The organism is Corynebacterium sp. (assembly GCF_030532965.1).
GTDB lineage: Bacteria > Actinomycetota > Actinomycetes > Mycobacteriales > Mycobacteriaceae > Corynebacterium.
The window spans coordinates 1-14,299 of the sequence record NZ_JAUNKC010000008.1 but is presented as its reverse complement, the minus strand read 5'-3'; the positions used below and the strand labels follow the sequence as shown (position 1 = coordinate 14,299).

Sequence of the window (14,299 nt, the reverse complement as noted above, 5' to 3'; positions counted from 1 at the left end):
GCTTAGTCCGGAAACCGGTGGTTTAAGCAATTAAGCTTCGGTTACTGCCAGGTGTTGGCCTTGCTTTTCGACGCTTCAAGGCACCGAAATCAAAGGTCAAACACCACTCCCCTTGCACTGATCGGATATGGAATAATATTCACCTTTGAGAGGTAATCAATTTCGCAAGCTCATCCGCAGCCAAATCCTCTTCCGGTGTTTTGGTTTCTTCTTGGAAGTAGCTGTTGTGAATACCGCCGCGGCTACGAGCAGAGGTCGACAATGAATGAATGGTGGTATCGCAAGCGAAATCAGCACGCTGGCAGACGTTTATTCGTGGAACATCGGCGTAATTAACGTCTTTGGCGAAACTTAATTTGCCTCGGATGCGCTCGCCCACGACTCCTAATAACCCGGTGCCGGATTCTGGGCCACCAATCACCAAACCATGGTGGTGGTTCTTTTCTAATAGCGGATTTCCGATATACACCACGCCTGCTAGTCGACCTGTCGCGGCGAAGAACTTTTCTAAGTTCGATAACAGCAATGCGCCTTGGCTAAAGCCCACCAAGATATATGACGGGCGGCAATTGGTGTGCTGTTCGTAGTCGGAAATGTACCGCGGAACAGCCGTTTTTGCGTGTTTCATGCCTTCAACCAGGCCGGTGACCGCGGTGTAAATAATGCGGTCTGGTGCCTGTTTGCTCACAATGCCGATGAGGCGCTGTGCAGCTTCGGCAAAACTAACCTCTTCCCCTTTTTCTGCAATCGCAGGTAAATAGAGTTCCGCCGGGTAAATATCGTCGTTGAGGTCAATCACGTCTACGTTTTTCAATAACGACGCCATGGGGTGTGCTTGGGAATACCGCGATTCGGCATGTTGCAGCAATCCTCGAATATTTGGTCCTTCAAAACCGGTGGACGAAAACTCTTGGGGTGCAGCTTCGGAATAGGTTGTTGGCTGGATTTCTTCGTTTTGTTCGCTCCCCCGAGCAGCAACAATTGCCACCTTTGGGCACACCGGAGTGGCTTCGTGAGCGTGAACCACCGGGACTGGAAGTAATGCCAATAACACCGCTGCAGCGGTTATCTTTCCAAACAATCGCACCTTAATACCTCGCTAAAAATGACTTAACGAAGTATAAGTTACTACAAAATGTTTGCCGGGTCGTTGTCGTCGTCGAAAAGGTGCGGTACGGATTCCAGCATTGTCGGAATTACGCCGTAATGTCGCCATATGCATCGCAGAATATCGTTGATTTCCGCGTCTTCTTCGGGCTCTATGACTGCGTATGCATGGGTGGCATTAAACGCCGAAATTCGATGATATAACTCACGGATTGATGCCAAGACAGTCTGGGCGCCGGCCTCGTCGGCATTTAATGAACTAGCGATCGTCGGAACCTCCGAAAGGTAATCGCGGAAGATCTCGTCGAGCTCGTTCAATACGTCTGGATTATACGGTTGGTCCCAGAACTCACGATCTTCATCGCGCAGGTAATCACCACTGGCAAACGTTCGCAACGTGGCTATGAAATCATTCACCATTGCGGTGAAGTTCTCCGGAATCATGGTTAAATCCTCACGCCGAGTAACCCGTCAACCAAGTTCGTTACTATAGCCCCAGCATCGTTATTACCGTGGTGCGTACCTCGTTCGCGTACCGTGTGCGCCCAGGCATCTATCGCCGCCAACGCAGCCGGGGTATCAAGGTCATTCGCTAAGTGTGCACGCACCGTAGCCACCAATTCCGCGGCCGCATGAACTGGGCTGTCGATCGTTACTGCGTCTCGCCACAACTGTAGCCGGGCTTCCGCATCAGCTAATACCTGCTCAGACCAATCGCGGTCACTGCGGTAATGTCCCGAATAAACACCCAACCGAATTGCAGAGGGCTCATGGCCTGCCGCACGTAGCTTTGACACGAAAACCAGGTTTCCCAGCGATTTACTCATCTTGACGCCATCCAATCCGATCATCCCGGTATGGACATAATGCTGTGCCATCCGACCACAACCGGTGACTGCTTCGGAGTGTGCGGCGGAAAATTCGTGGTGTGGGAAGATCAAATCCTTGCCACCCCCCTGAATAGCGAAGGAATCGCCTAACCGATTGCGTGCGATGGCGGAGCACTCCACGTGCCAACCTGGACGACCAGCACCAAACGGCGCCTCCCAGGCTGGTTCTCCGGGACGCTCAGCCCGCCAAACTAAAGCATCTAGTGGGTCACGTTTACCGGCGCGATCGGGATCGCCGCCACGTTCGGCAAAGTACTCCAGCATCTGTGGTCGGTCGTAATTCGACTCGTAACCGAACTGTTCAGTCGCGGAAATGGATGCATAGACATCGGGAAATTCACTGTCTGCAACGATATACGCCGCACCGGTATCTAACAGCTGTTGCACCATGTCAATAACTTCCGGAACAGATTCCATAGCGCCCACATAATGCTTGGGTGGAAACACCGACAAAGCCGTCATGTCCGCGCGAAACAAGTCTATTTGGCTGGTGCCTAACTCTCGCCAATCAACGCCATCACGTTCAGCGCGTTCGAATAGTGGGTCATCAACGTCAGTCACATTTTGGACGTAGGTGACCGCAATGCCAGCGTCGACAAGCATTCGGTACACCAAATCAAACGTTAGATACGTTGCTGCATGCCCTAAGTGTGTGGAGTCATAGGGAGTGATTCCACACACGTACATACCAACATGATTGTCCACCACCGATACGGGTTTGATTACCTCGTCGGCGGTATCGAAAAGTTTCAACGTGGCAGGAGTGCCGCCAATTACTGGCGGGTTAGAAGGTTGTGGCCATGCATGCATGGCTTCCAGCTTAAGGCGTGAGGATTCCTGCCGCCAAAAGTGCCATAACGAACAGACCAACTGGGATGCGATAGGCGGCGAACCAGCTGAACGAATGGTGCGAAACGAACTTCAATAACCAGGCAATGGAGGCATAACCGAGCGCAAAAGCGATCATGGTACCGACCAGAAGCTGGGCACCGCTAGCTGCTAGTCCGGCTTGAGGTGCAAAGGCGTCAGGCAAACTGAACAACCCAGAGGCCAGCACTGCAGGGATTGCAAGTAAAAAGCTAAATCGCGCCGCGACCTCGCGGTTTAAGCCAACGAATAAGCCGGCAGAGATCGTGCCGCCGGAGCGAGACACACCAGGGATAAGCGCCAAGCATTGCGCAAGTCCCATTACGATCGCGTCTTTCATGGTCAGCTGATCGTAGTCGCGCTCCTTCTTTCCCCACTTTTCCGCTGCGATAAACACGAAAGAGAAAAGGACCAAAACTGTTGCGGTGATCCACATATTCCGCAGAACTTCACGGATATAATCCTTGGCCAAGAAACCAATGATGGCCACCGGAAGTGTGCCGACGATAACCATCCAGCCCATGCGGTAATCAAAACCACGTTGTTCCTTGTCAAAGAGACCACGAACCCAACCGATAATGATGCGGTAAATATCTTTCGCGAAAAACACTAACACCGCCGCTTCGGTTCCAAGCTGGACCACAGCCGTAAACGACGCGCCAGCATCTTGCCCGAAAAATAGCGACGAAACAATCCGCAAATGTCCGGAAGAGCTGATGGGGAGAAATTCGGTCAATCCCTGAACGATCGACAACACGATGACTTGTAACCACGACATTTGGTCCGAAACTTCTGGCGTGGCCATGCCTTGGGCGACATAACTGATATTCAACACAAGCGTTAACCGTACACCAGGTAATGGGCCCTAAGTGTGCAGCTGCTAGTCTGGAAGATTGTGAAAGCTAAAATCCTCCTCACATGCAGCCTCGGAATATTACTAACTGCATGTAATCCGCCATCTGTGGAAGAAAAACTTCCCGAAGCTATGGGCAACGCCACCCCTGCGGTCTCCCCCGCCGACTCGGATCCGGAGGGAACTGTAATTCCGCTGGCCGAGAAGTACTCGAAAGTCGAGGATCTAGAACGCATCGGTGATGTTATTGCTATTCGGGCAACCGATACTGTAGCCCTAGGAACCTTAGATGCATTTAAAAAATCCGAACCGCAGATAGTCACCATTGACCCTGCCTGTGGCGATATGACCGGCGGCAATGCCACCGATGACTTTATTTTTGCCTGCCCAGACGGAGTCTATGCCCTTTCTCCGTCGACGAAATCCGGGGAAAAACTCACACAGCTATTCGCAGCAGATTTCCCATTAAGCACCGCGGTCAAAACCCGTTCAGGTGACATCGTGGCAGGGGCGTCCGATCGCACCGAGTTACTTGTTATAGACCCATCAGGTACGACCACGTCGTTAACCGTCGACGATCCGACAGATCAGTTGCTGGCAGTGGCAAACGGCGACAAACCCGACGCGGTTTACCGGATTAATCGAACCGCAACCGTGATTCAAAACATCAACGTTGATCAACGAACCTTGGGGGCAAAGCTACGGGTAGGTCTCGGAGTCGGCACGATTGCTGGCGGCGAAAACGGCATGGCGATCGCTGCCGATGCGATTGGCAACCAATTCGGAATCTACCTTGCCGACGATGTCATTCGCTTGCAGCAAACCACACCCACCCACGGTCAGTCCCCCTGGACAGCCGCGTGGGATCAGAAAAATCAGTTAGTCTGGGTTGCTACTACCAGTGATAATCAAATACGTAGTTATTCCATTTCGGCCGGGACTGGCGAAGAAACTGCAACCTTCGCATCCGTTTCCAATGTTCACGCGCTCACCGTCATGCCAGATGGCGTCGTGGTGGCAGCTTCGGAATCCGGCGATGGGCTTCAGGTCATTTCGCCGTAACTAGTTGTTTTCGGGTTACATAACGTACCAATTTTGTTTCGATCAAAGGTTGATTATGACTTTCACTAACCAGCACCCATTACGCACCAAGGCATATAGTGCTGCGCTCAAAGCAATGTTTAAACTGCCGCCAGAGCGAATCCACGGTTTCATCGCAACCGGAATGAGCGGCCTGCAAAAGACCCCTATTGTTGCTTCCAGCCTGCGGAAGCTCCTGGTTGTCGATGACCCGATTCTTTCCCAGGAAGTTTTCGGAGTTCACTTTCCCCGGCCACTCGGGCTGGCCGCTGGTTTCGATAAAAATGGGCACTCCCCTGACGCGTGGGGCGCCGTTGGCTTTGGCTTCGCTGAGCTTGGGACGGTCACGGCACAACCACAGCCGGGAAATCCTACGCCACGACTATTCCGCTTGCCTGCGGACAAGGCGATTATCAATCGGATGGGGTTTAACAACGCCGGTGCGTTAGCGGTGGCACACAATCTGCGGCGGCGTACCACTACCGACGTAGTTGGAATCAATATCGGTAAAACAAAGGTCGTTCCAGCAGAAGAGGCGGTGGCTGACTACCGCCGTTCAGCTTCACTGTTGGGTGATTTGGCTGATTACCTGGTGGTTAATGTGTCCTCGCCTAATACCCCTGGGTTGCGTGATCTCCAGGCGGTGGAATCACTTCGTCCGATCTTGGCCGCGGTCCAGGAATCGACCGAAGTTCCCGTATTGGTCAAAATCGCACCGGACTTAAGCGACGAGGACGTCGATGCGGTAGCAGATCTTGCTGAAGAACTGTCCCTTGACGGGATTGTCGCCACCAACACCACGATCTCCCGCGATGGATTGGCTACTCCTGCAACGGAAATAGCGGCCATAGGTGCAGGCGGATTATCCGGTCCGCCTGTTGCCGATCGTGCGTTGGAAGTGTTACGGCGGCTATACGCCAGGGTTGGCGGAAAACTTGTGCTCATTGGCGTCGGCGGAATCTCAACGCCACAGCAAGCGTGGGAACGAATCGCAGCGGGTGCAACATTATTGCAGGGATATACCGGGTTGATTTACGGTGGCCCAGATTGGATTAGAGATATTCACCTCGGCATAGCGGCACAGCTGCGTGCCCACGGCCTATCCAGCATCGCGGAGGCAATCGGCAGCGAACTTCCGTGGACGCTGGATTAGTAGATATGCAAAAAGCCTGACCAAAACTCAGCATTTCGTTGAGTGTTTGGTCAGGCTTTCTTGTTGCAGTGGAGTATTGATTGTGATCCCAAACGTCTTATTTTGGAGTTACTGCCCGGCGGATGGCAAGGGAACAAGCAAAAGCCAACAGTGCGTAGGCAGGAAGCCAAAACTGATCCCATACCATAAGCACCGTGTGCGGTAAGAACCGGCCACCAACCACCAGAATCAGAGCCGTCGTGAGCGCAACCACCTGAACAATGCTTGCTTTTTGATTCCGGTTGATGGTCGCAAACGCCCCAAGAACCGCACCAGCAATAACGATTGCTAAAAACCGAGGAGTTACCTCAAACGGTGTCATCCAACCGTTGGTTATTACCTCCACCGCAGTGAAAATGGCAAGCACAATAGCGACTGCCATGAACGCACCACCGACACGAATGGGTACGGGAATAGTGACGGTGGCGTCTTTAGTCATTCTGGTACCAGCCCCAAATGATCGAGCGAGCAAGTGAGTGGAAATACAGATTGAACCCGAGAACCGTCGCCGTAGCGGTTTCCGGAATATCGAGCTTTTCGACGTCCACTGCGTGTACCGCAAACAGGTAGCGGTGCGGACCATGGCCCGCTGGTGGCTGTGGACCGTAATAACCCTTTAGCTGCGCATCACAGCCCAGAGTCACAACCTCATCAAGTCCCAGGAGCTTCTCATCGGCTTTGCCTGCACCAGTTGGTAACTCCGTAACCGATACCGGAATATTAAAGGCTGCCCAGTGCCAAAAGCCAGAGGCCGTTGGTGCATCTGGATCGAAACACGTGATTGCGATGGATTTGGTTCCTTCAGGAAGTGCAGACCACGCAAGATGTGGCGAAATATTGGAGGGCGCGGCGTGCTTTTCGTCGAGTTTATCGCCGCTTTCAAAATCGTCGGAATGCAAGGGAAATGTTGGCAAGTTTTTCAAGGCCGCATAGGGATCTGGCCCGGGAAATCGAGGATCATTAGCGTAAGTCGTCATGAATTCATTCTTACCTTAGTTCTTGTGACTATGGCCACTCCAACGCGCGAAAAGTTGCGCATATCTCCCCTCCTGGGCAAGCAATTCCTCGTGTGTGCCGTCCTCTAAAATGACACCCTGGTCCATCAGAATAATCCGGTCGGCGACTACGGCTTGGTCTAGCCGGTGCGCCACAACCAAGGCCGTCCGTGATTCGGTGACTTTCTGTGCCGCAGCTTCAATTAATTCCGCGTACTCGCTACCTGCTTCAGACGTAGGTTCGTCAAGAATCAGCACGTGCGGTTGGCGTAACGCTACCCGTGCCAATGCTATTTGTTGTTGCACCTCCGGATTCAGCGGTTCTGCACCCGCACCAACTTCGGTGTCTAGTCCAAGGGGAAAAGACCTATTGAAGCTCACAGAGTCTTTAGCAAGCCCCACCATTTCTAGTGCGGCATGAAGCTCATCGTCTGTTGCTTGAGTATTCGCCATGAGAAGATCATCCCGCAGTGTTCCAGAGAACACGTGCACTTCCTGGCTAATGAGCGTTACGTTTCGCGCCGTCCACACATCAGAAACCGTTTGAAGATCCACATCACCGACCGCTATGGTTCCGCCGGTTGGGTGCAGCAGTCCCGTGATCAGCGAAGCTAAGGTCGACTTACCCGCTCCTGATGCTCCAACCAATGCTGTCGTGGTTCCTGCTTGCAGCGTGAGCGAGAGATCAGGAATGACCGGCGTTACGGTATCGGGATAGCTATAGCTTAAATTCTTAATCGTCACATCTACCGGTGCTATCAAGTCAGGTACAAGAGAATCATTTTTCGCTTCCGCCATCGTGGCCAATGCCACGGCACGCCCGAGTCGGGTTAACCCTTCTTGGATATCACCGGCAAAGAACATCGCGTTAAATACTTGGACTTCGGCACGCACCACGAGAAAAACAGCTGCTGACGCCGCTCCAGGCGATATTTCGCCCGATGAAACCAACCAAATGCCAAGTCCCAGAGTTCCCAATAACCATAGACCGAAGGCTGTCTGAGCAAGAAACAGCAATCTGGTGATGTGCGGTAACCTATCAGCTTCGGCTTGCAACGCCCGCCAACTGGTTGCGTTCATTCGATCAAGTGCCCACTGCCCAACAGAGAAAGCTCGGATGGTTTCCAGGCCCCGGAGAGTATCTAGTACCAGCGAATTTCGACGTGCTTCATTGGCCGATACGGTATTGGTAACCTCTGGCAATGCTAAGATCCACCGGCGAGCGATAGGAGTAATCACCGCGAGAACAGCGATCAAGACCAAGCTAAACCGGAAATCGATGAGGATGACTGATATAGCGGTGAACGGAAAGATAAACGCCGTGACTAACACCCGCATGCCAATATGGCTAAAGGTAGTAATAGGTTTATCAATATCCTTGGTCATGCGGGAGATGACGTTGCCGGTGCCTAGCTTCATTATGTCCGGAATTGGTGACTGCAACGTCGAATTCAAGCAGGCACGTTTGAGGTCAATGCTGGCAAACCGAAGTTTTAAATCAATGCGGTAGTTAATTAGTGATTTCAATACGGAATTGAAAACCGTGCATGCGGCGACGATCCCAACCAAAGCAATAATCGCCGATTTTCCAACACCCACCACTGGTAATGACGTGCCGGAGAGTGCGTCAACGAAGTAGCCGAGGACCGTTGACTCCAAGATGTAAAACACCAGATAGATGCTCACCAGGGCAAAAATCGACAACCACCACCGACGGTTCATAGCATTCGGAAGCTGCGCAAAATACCGAAGGGTCTCTTTAACCCCCGCCGGAGAAACAGCATCTGCTGAAAACGATTTCATCTGCGATTTCCTTCCTGTGCTGCTCGGTGCCACGTCTTACGTCCGCTCATGATGACCGTCACCTGATCTGAGCGTTGTTCTTTAATTGCCTGAACCACCGCGTCCAATGTCACTGCGTCCAAACCGGTCGCGGGTTCGTCGAAAAGCAAAATACGTGGGTTTCGCGCCAATGCCCGCGCGAGCGCAACGCGTTGGCGTTGCCCACCAGACAGATTCAATCCAGCTTCGCCGAGTGGAGTTGTGGGCAAGCTGCCGTCTTCTTGGATGCCACCAAGGCGGGAAATGATATCCCCGCAAGCTGCTGCGTCCAATGCGGTTAATACGTCCTTAAGTGGAATATCGCCCAACGGATTAACATTTTCTGCTAGCGTTCCTTCAAAAATACTCACGACGTGTGGGGCGGCCAAGACACCATCAGCGGCCGCGAGCAAATGATAGTTTTTATAGTTTTCCGGGGTCAGCGCCCACACATGTAAGCCGGGTGATTGTTCTAATTCCCGTACTAAATCCGCAGCTTTTTCGCTATCCGATTCTGATAGTTGTTCCTGAGTGCTGGAGTTTAATTCCGCCAGAAGTGTACTAATCCTATCCCCTGCCGCAACCGCGCGGGCCCAGGTACTAGTCATCATGCTGAGCGAATAACCTAAATGCTGCAACGCGGGCGGCGCAAGCAACGCGATGGACAGAAACTCGCCAGGTGCTAGCGTCCCGTTATAGGCAAGCATTGCCGCATATCCGATCGTGAGTAAACCCAAGATCGCTGGGACGAATTGGCGCACGAAATCCAAGGAAACTGATACCCGAACATCTGTCACCATTTTTGCTAAAACGGTGTCGCTCGAGGCATTGAATCGGTCTTGAGTCGTAGCCACTGCTCCAAGCCCTTTGACCACGCGTGATCCCTGAGCCACGTCCGTCGCCAGTCCCGTTAACGCAGCTTCTGCTTGTCGACGCGCAGCCGATACCCGGGTTACTGGTTTCGCGGTAAGCGCAGCGACCGCAGCCACCAATAAGGCGCCTATTGGTAGAAACAAGCCAATCACCAGTGACATCGGTGCCAATGCCACCGCGGCACCAATGACGTAAGAGATCATTATTACCGGGAACGATAAGATCTGTCGGACTTCTGCACAAGTTGAAACGTCAGTGTCTACGGTACTGAGAATCATTCCAGGACTCTGGTTCAACCCAGGTGATCGCAGCAACCGTTCGGTAAGGAATAGCCTCACCTCGTGGATTACGCGGGCGACACCCACATCCACAAAACCATCGGAGGTAGTTTCACCAATAATCTGGGTAGCCATAATCACGATCAACCCGATTAACGGAAACGCAATTTGGGCCGCGGAACCGGTTTCGAATGCTGAATCGACAATCTTTCCAATAACCACGGCGCTAAAAGCGCCAATGCCTGAACTTATGCAGACCACAAGAACCTGCAGCAACGTAACCTTGGGGTATGCAAACAGCAAGCTCAAGGCCACGCGTTTTCCAGACGTCCATTTCTCGACTCGGTCCGCCTGAGTTGTTGCTGAGTTACGTGGTGGAGTCGCCGGTGCAAACCACGACCAGGTTGGGAGACGCCGCAAGCTAAAAGGAGTTTTCGAGGCCATAATTCTTCACACAATAGCAATTCCAATGATAAATCGCCACAGGCAAAAATTCGCTTACACTGGGGATTTGCGTAAAACAAGGCGGTGTCCTAAAGTGTAGCGAGTGCCCAGCTGACACAGCTGAAAACAAAACCCAAAGCCCGGGTGGCGGAATGGCAGACGCGCTAGCTTGAGGTGCTAGTGTCCTACTAACGGACGTGGGGGTTCAAGTCCCCCCTCGGGCACACTGTGTTGAGACAGTAATGAAGGACCCAGACCATATTGGTTGGGTCCTTTTTTAATGAGTGTTTCAATCGGTCACCATGTATGTTGCGGGGACAAAGGGGTCAAGGTAATCCCCCTGACTTTGGTAGCCCCTACATTTCTCATGATGATTGTGCAGTCTGACGCTGATCATTCATAACACCGGGAGGAATATTTCCTGTTGGCGGTTCCATCATCGGTTGCCCCATGGGCGGCTGACCGCTGCCCTGTGGTCCCATCCCCATACCGGTTGCCTCACCTGCGGTTGTTGAGTATGTTTCGCCATCAGCCTCGATCTCGTAGGTTTTGCCAGTCTCAATTGTTGGTGCTGAAACAAATAGTGAGGTCGCATCGGTTTCTGCGGTGAAGTTGACGATTGGTGCTTGTTCGGAATCTCGGACGATGACTGTTCCATCTTTCGCGACGGAAATCGACTGTTGAATCCATCCTTGTCCATCATCTGGGGTCCGAGGCATTCCGCCGTTTCCAATTCCGATTAAGGTTCCACCGGTGACTGAAAATGCTCCATCGACATCAAACGCACCGTTGTCGTGGGTTTGCGGTCCGATGACAGTCGTGTTACCACCGGTGATTGTAAACTCGCCATTCGAGTCAATACCGTCAGCGTCGGCAAAGACCGTGAGGTTTCCATCGGAAATAGAGATTGCAGGACGTGGATTTTCTGAAGCGATCGAATCATCAATGGAGGCATTTATGCCATCATCGCTGGAATGAAGCGTGATGTCACCGCCATTAATCGTGACTGTGAGAGCTTCGATTGCTTCGACGGAATCTGTCACGGTAACGGTTCCGCCCAAAATCTTAAGATCGCGCACTGCATTAAGCCCATCGTCTAACGCCGTGACCGTAATGTTTCCATCAACCATGTAGATGTTTCCATCGGAGTTGATACCGTCAGCTGCTGATTCTGCTGTTACCTGTGCCCCATCGATAACAACGACAGTTCCTGCTTTCAACGCGTGCGGGCTCGAATCTGTCCCGGTGGTCTTTAATTCTAAGGTACCGCCACTGAGAATGATGTCTGTGGCCGCGTCGATAGCATCCGCAACACTAGTGATGGATATATCGCCACCGCTAATATCGACGACTCCCCGTGCCTCATTTTCTTCGTTGTCCGACTTAATTCCATCGCCACCCGAAGTTATGGCGACGGTACCGCCGGTGATTTGAGCAAAATCCTTAGCCCGTATTCCGTCGTCGCCAGCTTGGATTTCAAGATTTCCATCAAAGAAAGTAAACCCGCCAGAGGTGTTGATACCGTCTGCCTTTTCCGATGTGACCTTCAATGTCCCGGTACCGTCGATGGCGATATCTGCTGCTGAATGGATCGCGGCGTTTACGTCATCGTCAGTCGTCATCGTTGATGCACCGGTCACCGAGTTTTCACCGGTGAGGTCCAGCAAAACGGTTTTCGCCTGTGTCACAGTTAAACCTGCGGACTCTTCCGATGACAAGCTCGCGTTGTTGAGCTCCAACACAATGACGGCATCTTCAGGAGCAGAAATGGTCAAGCCCGATTTAAGCTCGCCCGATAGTTGGTAAATACCGGCTTCTGTGATGACATTGTTTGCAGGTAGATCCTTATTTGTTAACCCTGCGCGCAGCTCGTCACTATTGCTTGGTGCGCTCAGATTGTTCTCCGAACGAGAATCGGACGTTATTGAACGTAGAGTTGCTGTGTCTGCCACGCCAGCTATCTGGCTCGCGGATTGCTGTGTTGAATTGGTAGAGACCAGATCTGGCGTTGCGGGGGCTGAACAGGCGCTGAGTAGCGTAACAGCACAAGCTGTGGCGAATGTTCGTTTTAATGCATTCATGGTGAACTCCATTAGTTTTTACGGTTGGTACTGGTTAAGTGCGGGAAATGTTGTCGGATACTGCGATGGAACCGATTTCGTGGCAGCTGTGGGTCTAATGCGGATATTCCCGCACCGAATTTCGAAACCCCGTCAGGTCGGTAGCCGCACATGCGTAGAACCCGATTGATCTCCGACCTACCATCGGTTGTTTTTGTTTCAATAATTGCTTGGTCTATCAGTTGCAATTCCGATTCCTGCCTGTCATGCCAGGTAACATCGAGATCTATCGTGGCACGACCCTGACCATTGGGAAGCAAAAGCGTGATTCGGTTGTAGTTGTTCCACAATTGAGCGGTCAAACCCCGTATCCCAGTGTTTTCCGTTATCCACCATTGGCTTTCGTCGGAAAGCGTACCGGCAATAACGTCATCGACTGCACAAGAAATTCGGATCTTTTCGGTGCTGTGGCGTGGCCCCGATTTTTTGATTTCACAAAATGCAGTATCCGTGTCGACATACCACCGGTGCCGAATCTTTACACCGCGCCGCCGACGTCGCAATGAATTTAGGTAGTTATCGTGATCCGGCGTGTCGTAGTACACGGAATGGTATCGGTGTCGGCGTTGTGAATTGATCTCCAAGACCCGGGTGCGTGGATCCAGCTGTTCCAAAATAGAAGGTAGATCCGCGATTGCGATGCAATATTTGCTGTCAACCCGGTTGAGTAGTTCTGCAGTTTCGAGAATTTCCGCCAAACTGACAGCCTCGAACGAATCAAGCTGGTCGTGTAGGGCTAAAGATGACATCAGATCCCCACTTCAACCGGCTGGTTGTTTACTGTGCTTTTCGACGTAACGCCGTCGCGAAAGCTATTGGTTTTGGGCAACCGTATAGCTGGTGTTTCGCGATAGGTAAGTTGAGCGATCGTCAGGTCATCAACCTCGTCTACTTTACTGATAGAAACTGCGACTGGATCGACACCAAATTTGGTTTTTGCAGCGTCTTTGATGTCATCAACGCGAGGCATCGCAGTGTCAAACCGAACTTCCACCACGTGAACTGGTTGTAGCAGAGGTAGGTATTCTGCGATTGCGATACCGCCAAGAACAACTGCTACCAGAATGGCTGCTGTCGCCTCGGTTGTTGCACCACCAGTGATGAGGGCAATAGCTAGAGCCGCAACATAATACGCAACTTCACGTTGGGAAATTTGTGCGCTGCGGAGTCGAATGATTGAAAGGACACCGAAAAGACCAAGCCCGAAACCAAGACTTGATGCAGCATCCGTATTGAGCAACGCAGTGCAAACAACATGGACGCCTACATTCAAGCCGATTAAGGCGAACGCCAAATCGTGTTGTTTATGGCGGGGCAAGTAAATTGCAAAAACCAACGAGACGATACCTGCGGCGTTTAGTGCAATAAGTAGCATTGACATGCGAGAAAACTCCTTTGTGCGCTTTTTACGCAAGCGCATATCGAAACTCTGGTTAAGCTGTTGAGCTTGATTACATACTCGAATATCAATCTGGAAGGACTTCATAAACCAACCTGTAGAACCGAAGAAAAACGATAGCGGTCTCGTGATAAAACGCTGGTATAACCCCGGAAGAACCTTTGATAACCACCCAAGAATATTGGGCAAAAGAAAAAATATTCTGAAAAACGATAGGAACAAAACCGATATCTACTGGTGAAGGTGAATTTTAAAGGCGCGAATATTGGCGGCTTTTAGCGAAGGAGAATTCAGGTGGGGAATTTTTCTTTATAACCGGGCATAGTGAGGTTTTCTCACCAGGTTTTGTGGTGGTTGAGGTGTAGAACGGTTAAAGCGGT

The 14,299-nt window shown here is 51.8% G+C and carries 13 protein-coding genes and 1 tRNA gene; 3 read left to right on the top strand and 11 right to left on the bottom strand.

Annotation, left to right across the window (positions count from 1 at the left end; genetic code table 11):
- Positions 1–139: 139 nt before the first annotated feature.
- Genes Q4D85_RS05485 through Q4D85_RS05470 form a run of 4 tightly spaced genes read right to left on the bottom strand, consistent with a single transcriptional unit; the run spans position 140 to position 3,669 of the window.
- Positions 140–1,087 (bottom strand): hypothetical protein, encoded by a 948-nt coding sequence (locus tag Q4D85_RS05485; RefSeq protein WP_303198791.1) that lies wholly within the window; start codon positions 1,085–1,087, stop codon positions 140–142.
- Positions 1,088–1,128: 41 nt separating this feature from the next.
- Positions 1,129–1,551 carry a hypothetical protein gene (locus tag Q4D85_RS05480; RefSeq protein WP_303198789.1) on the bottom strand — a complete coding sequence of 141 codons (423 nt, stop codon included), beginning with the start codon at positions 1,549–1,551 and terminating at the stop codon, positions 1,129–1,131.
- A 2-nt stretch (positions 1,552–1,553) separates the two neighbouring features.
- Positions 1,554–2,807 carry a cysteine--1-D-myo-inosityl 2-amino-2-deoxy-alpha-D-glucopyranoside ligase gene (gene mshC, locus Q4D85_RS05475; RefSeq protein ID WP_303198787.1) on the bottom strand — a complete coding sequence of 418 codons (1,254 nt, stop codon included), beginning with the start codon at positions 2,805–2,807 and terminating at the stop codon, positions 1,554–1,556.
- Positions 2,808–2,817: 10 nt separating this feature from the next.
- Positions 2,818–3,669 carry an undecaprenyl-diphosphate phosphatase gene (locus Q4D85_RS05470; protein ID WP_303198906.1) on the bottom strand — a complete coding sequence of 284 codons (852 nt, stop codon included), beginning with the start codon at positions 3,667–3,669 and terminating at the stop codon, positions 2,818–2,820.
- A 156-nt stretch (positions 3,670–3,825) separates the two neighbouring features.
- Here Q4D85_RS05470 and Q4D85_RS05465 point away from each other — a divergent pair, with 156 nt between their 5' ends.
- A complete protein-coding gene (locus tag Q4D85_RS05465; RefSeq protein WP_303198786.1) occupies positions 3,826–4,779 on the top strand; it encodes a WD40 repeat domain-containing protein in 954 nt (317 codons plus the stop codon).
- A 55-nt stretch (positions 4,780–4,834) separates the two neighbouring features.
- Positions 4,835–5,950, top strand: coding sequence for a quinone-dependent dihydroorotate dehydrogenase (locus Q4D85_RS05460; RefSeq protein ID WP_303198785.1), 1,116 nt, complete (start codon positions 4,835–4,837; stop codon positions 5,948–5,950).
- Positions 5,951–6,047: 97 nt separating this feature from the next.
- Here Q4D85_RS05460 and Q4D85_RS05455 read toward each other — a convergent pair whose 3' ends face one another.
- Genes Q4D85_RS05455 through Q4D85_RS05440 form a run of 4 tightly spaced genes read right to left on the bottom strand, consistent with a single transcriptional unit; the run spans position 6,048 to position 10,400 of the window.
- Positions 6,048–6,428: a hypothetical protein gene (locus Q4D85_RS05455; RefSeq protein WP_303198784.1), complete on the bottom strand. Its 381-nt coding sequence runs from the start codon at positions 6,426–6,428 to the stop codon at positions 6,048–6,050.
- Entirely contained in the window at positions 6,421–6,966 is a 546-nt protein-coding gene (locus Q4D85_RS05450) for a YbhB/YbcL family Raf kinase inhibitor-like protein (RefSeq protein ID WP_047262072.1), read from the bottom strand. The genes Q4D85_RS05455 and Q4D85_RS05450 overlap by 8 nt, the downstream gene beginning before the upstream one ends.
- Before the next feature lie 15 nt (positions 6,967–6,981).
- On the bottom strand, positions 6,982–8,787 hold the full coding sequence (locus Q4D85_RS05445) for an ABC transporter ATP-binding protein (protein ID WP_303198783.1): 1,806 nt from the start codon (positions 8,785–8,787) through the stop codon (positions 6,982–6,984).
- The gene (locus tag Q4D85_RS05440; protein ID WP_303198782.1) at positions 8,784–10,400 is read right to left on the bottom strand and encodes an ABC transporter ATP-binding protein; all 1,617 of its coding nucleotides are present in this window, start codon (positions 10,398–10,400) and stop codon (positions 8,784–8,786) included. Before Q4D85_RS05440 ends, Q4D85_RS05445 begins: the two co-directional genes overlap by 4 nt.
- Before the next feature lie 138 nt (positions 10,401–10,538).
- On the opposite strand from Q4D85_RS05440, the gene Q4D85_RS05435 reads away from it, so the two are divergent.
- Positions 10,539–10,624: transfer RNA gene (locus Q4D85_RS05435), tRNA-Leu, on the top strand.
- Between the two features lie 141 nt (positions 10,625–10,765).
- On the opposite strand, the gene Q4D85_RS05430 is transcribed toward Q4D85_RS05435, so the two are convergent.
- Genes Q4D85_RS05430 through Q4D85_RS05420 form a run of 3 tightly spaced genes read right to left on the bottom strand, consistent with a single transcriptional unit; the run spans position 10,766 to position 14,108 of the window.
- The gene (locus Q4D85_RS05430) at positions 10,766–12,481 is read right to left on the bottom strand and encodes a carbohydrate-binding domain-containing protein (protein WP_303198781.1); all 1,716 of its coding nucleotides are present in this window, start codon (positions 12,479–12,481) and stop codon (positions 10,766–10,768) included.
- Between the two features lie 11 nt (positions 12,482–12,492).
- On the bottom strand, positions 12,493–13,269 hold the full coding sequence (locus Q4D85_RS05425) for a polyphosphate polymerase domain-containing protein (protein WP_303198780.1): 777 nt from the start codon (positions 13,267–13,269) through the stop codon (positions 12,493–12,495).
- Complete coding sequence (locus Q4D85_RS05420; RefSeq protein WP_303198779.1) at positions 13,269–14,108, bottom strand: DUF4956 domain-containing protein; 840 nt, start codon at positions 14,106–14,108, stop codon at positions 13,269–13,271. The genes Q4D85_RS05425 and Q4D85_RS05420 overlap by 1 nt, the downstream gene beginning before the upstream one ends.
- Positions 14,109–14,299 lie beyond the last annotated feature (191 nt).

Bases quoted from the DNA above. Each gene is read 5' to 3' on its own strand.
- Q4D85_RS05480 (WP_303198789.1), bottom strand. From the start codon at position 1,551: ATGATTCCGGAGAACTTCACCGCAATGGTGAATGATTTCATAGCCACG.
- mshC (WP_303198787.1), bottom strand. From the start codon at position 2,807: ATGCATGCATGGCCACAACCTTCTAACCCGCCAGTAATTGGCGGCACT.
- Q4D85_RS05470 (WP_303198906.1), bottom strand. From the start codon at position 3,669: ATGGCCACGCCAGAAGTTTCGGACCAAATGTCGTGGTTACAAGTCATC.
- Q4D85_RS05460 (WP_303198785.1), top strand. From the start codon at position 4,835: ATGACTTTCACTAACCAGCACCCATTACGCACCAAGGCATATAGTGCT.
- Q4D85_RS05455 (WP_303198784.1), bottom strand. From the start codon at position 6,428: ATGACTAAAGACGCCACCGTCACTATTCCCGTACCCATTCGTGTCGGT.
- Q4D85_RS05450 (WP_047262072.1), bottom strand. From the start codon at position 6,966: ATGACGACTTACGCTAATGATCCTCGATTTCCCGGGCCAGATCCCTAT.
- Q4D85_RS05445 (WP_303198783.1), bottom strand. From the start codon at position 8,787: ATGAAATCGTTTTCAGCAGATGCTGTTTCTCCGGCGGGGGTTAAAGAG.
- Q4D85_RS05440 (WP_303198782.1), bottom strand. From the start codon at position 10,400: ATGGCCTCGAAAACTCCTTTTAGCTTGCGGCGTCTCCCAACCTGGTCG.
- Q4D85_RS05430 (WP_303198781.1), bottom strand. From the start codon at position 12,481: ATGAATGCATTAAAACGAACATTCGCCACAGCTTGTGCTGTTACGCTA.
- Q4D85_RS05425 (WP_303198780.1), bottom strand. From the start codon at position 13,269: ATGTCATCTTTAGCCCTACACGACCAGCTTGATTCGTTCGAGGCTGTC.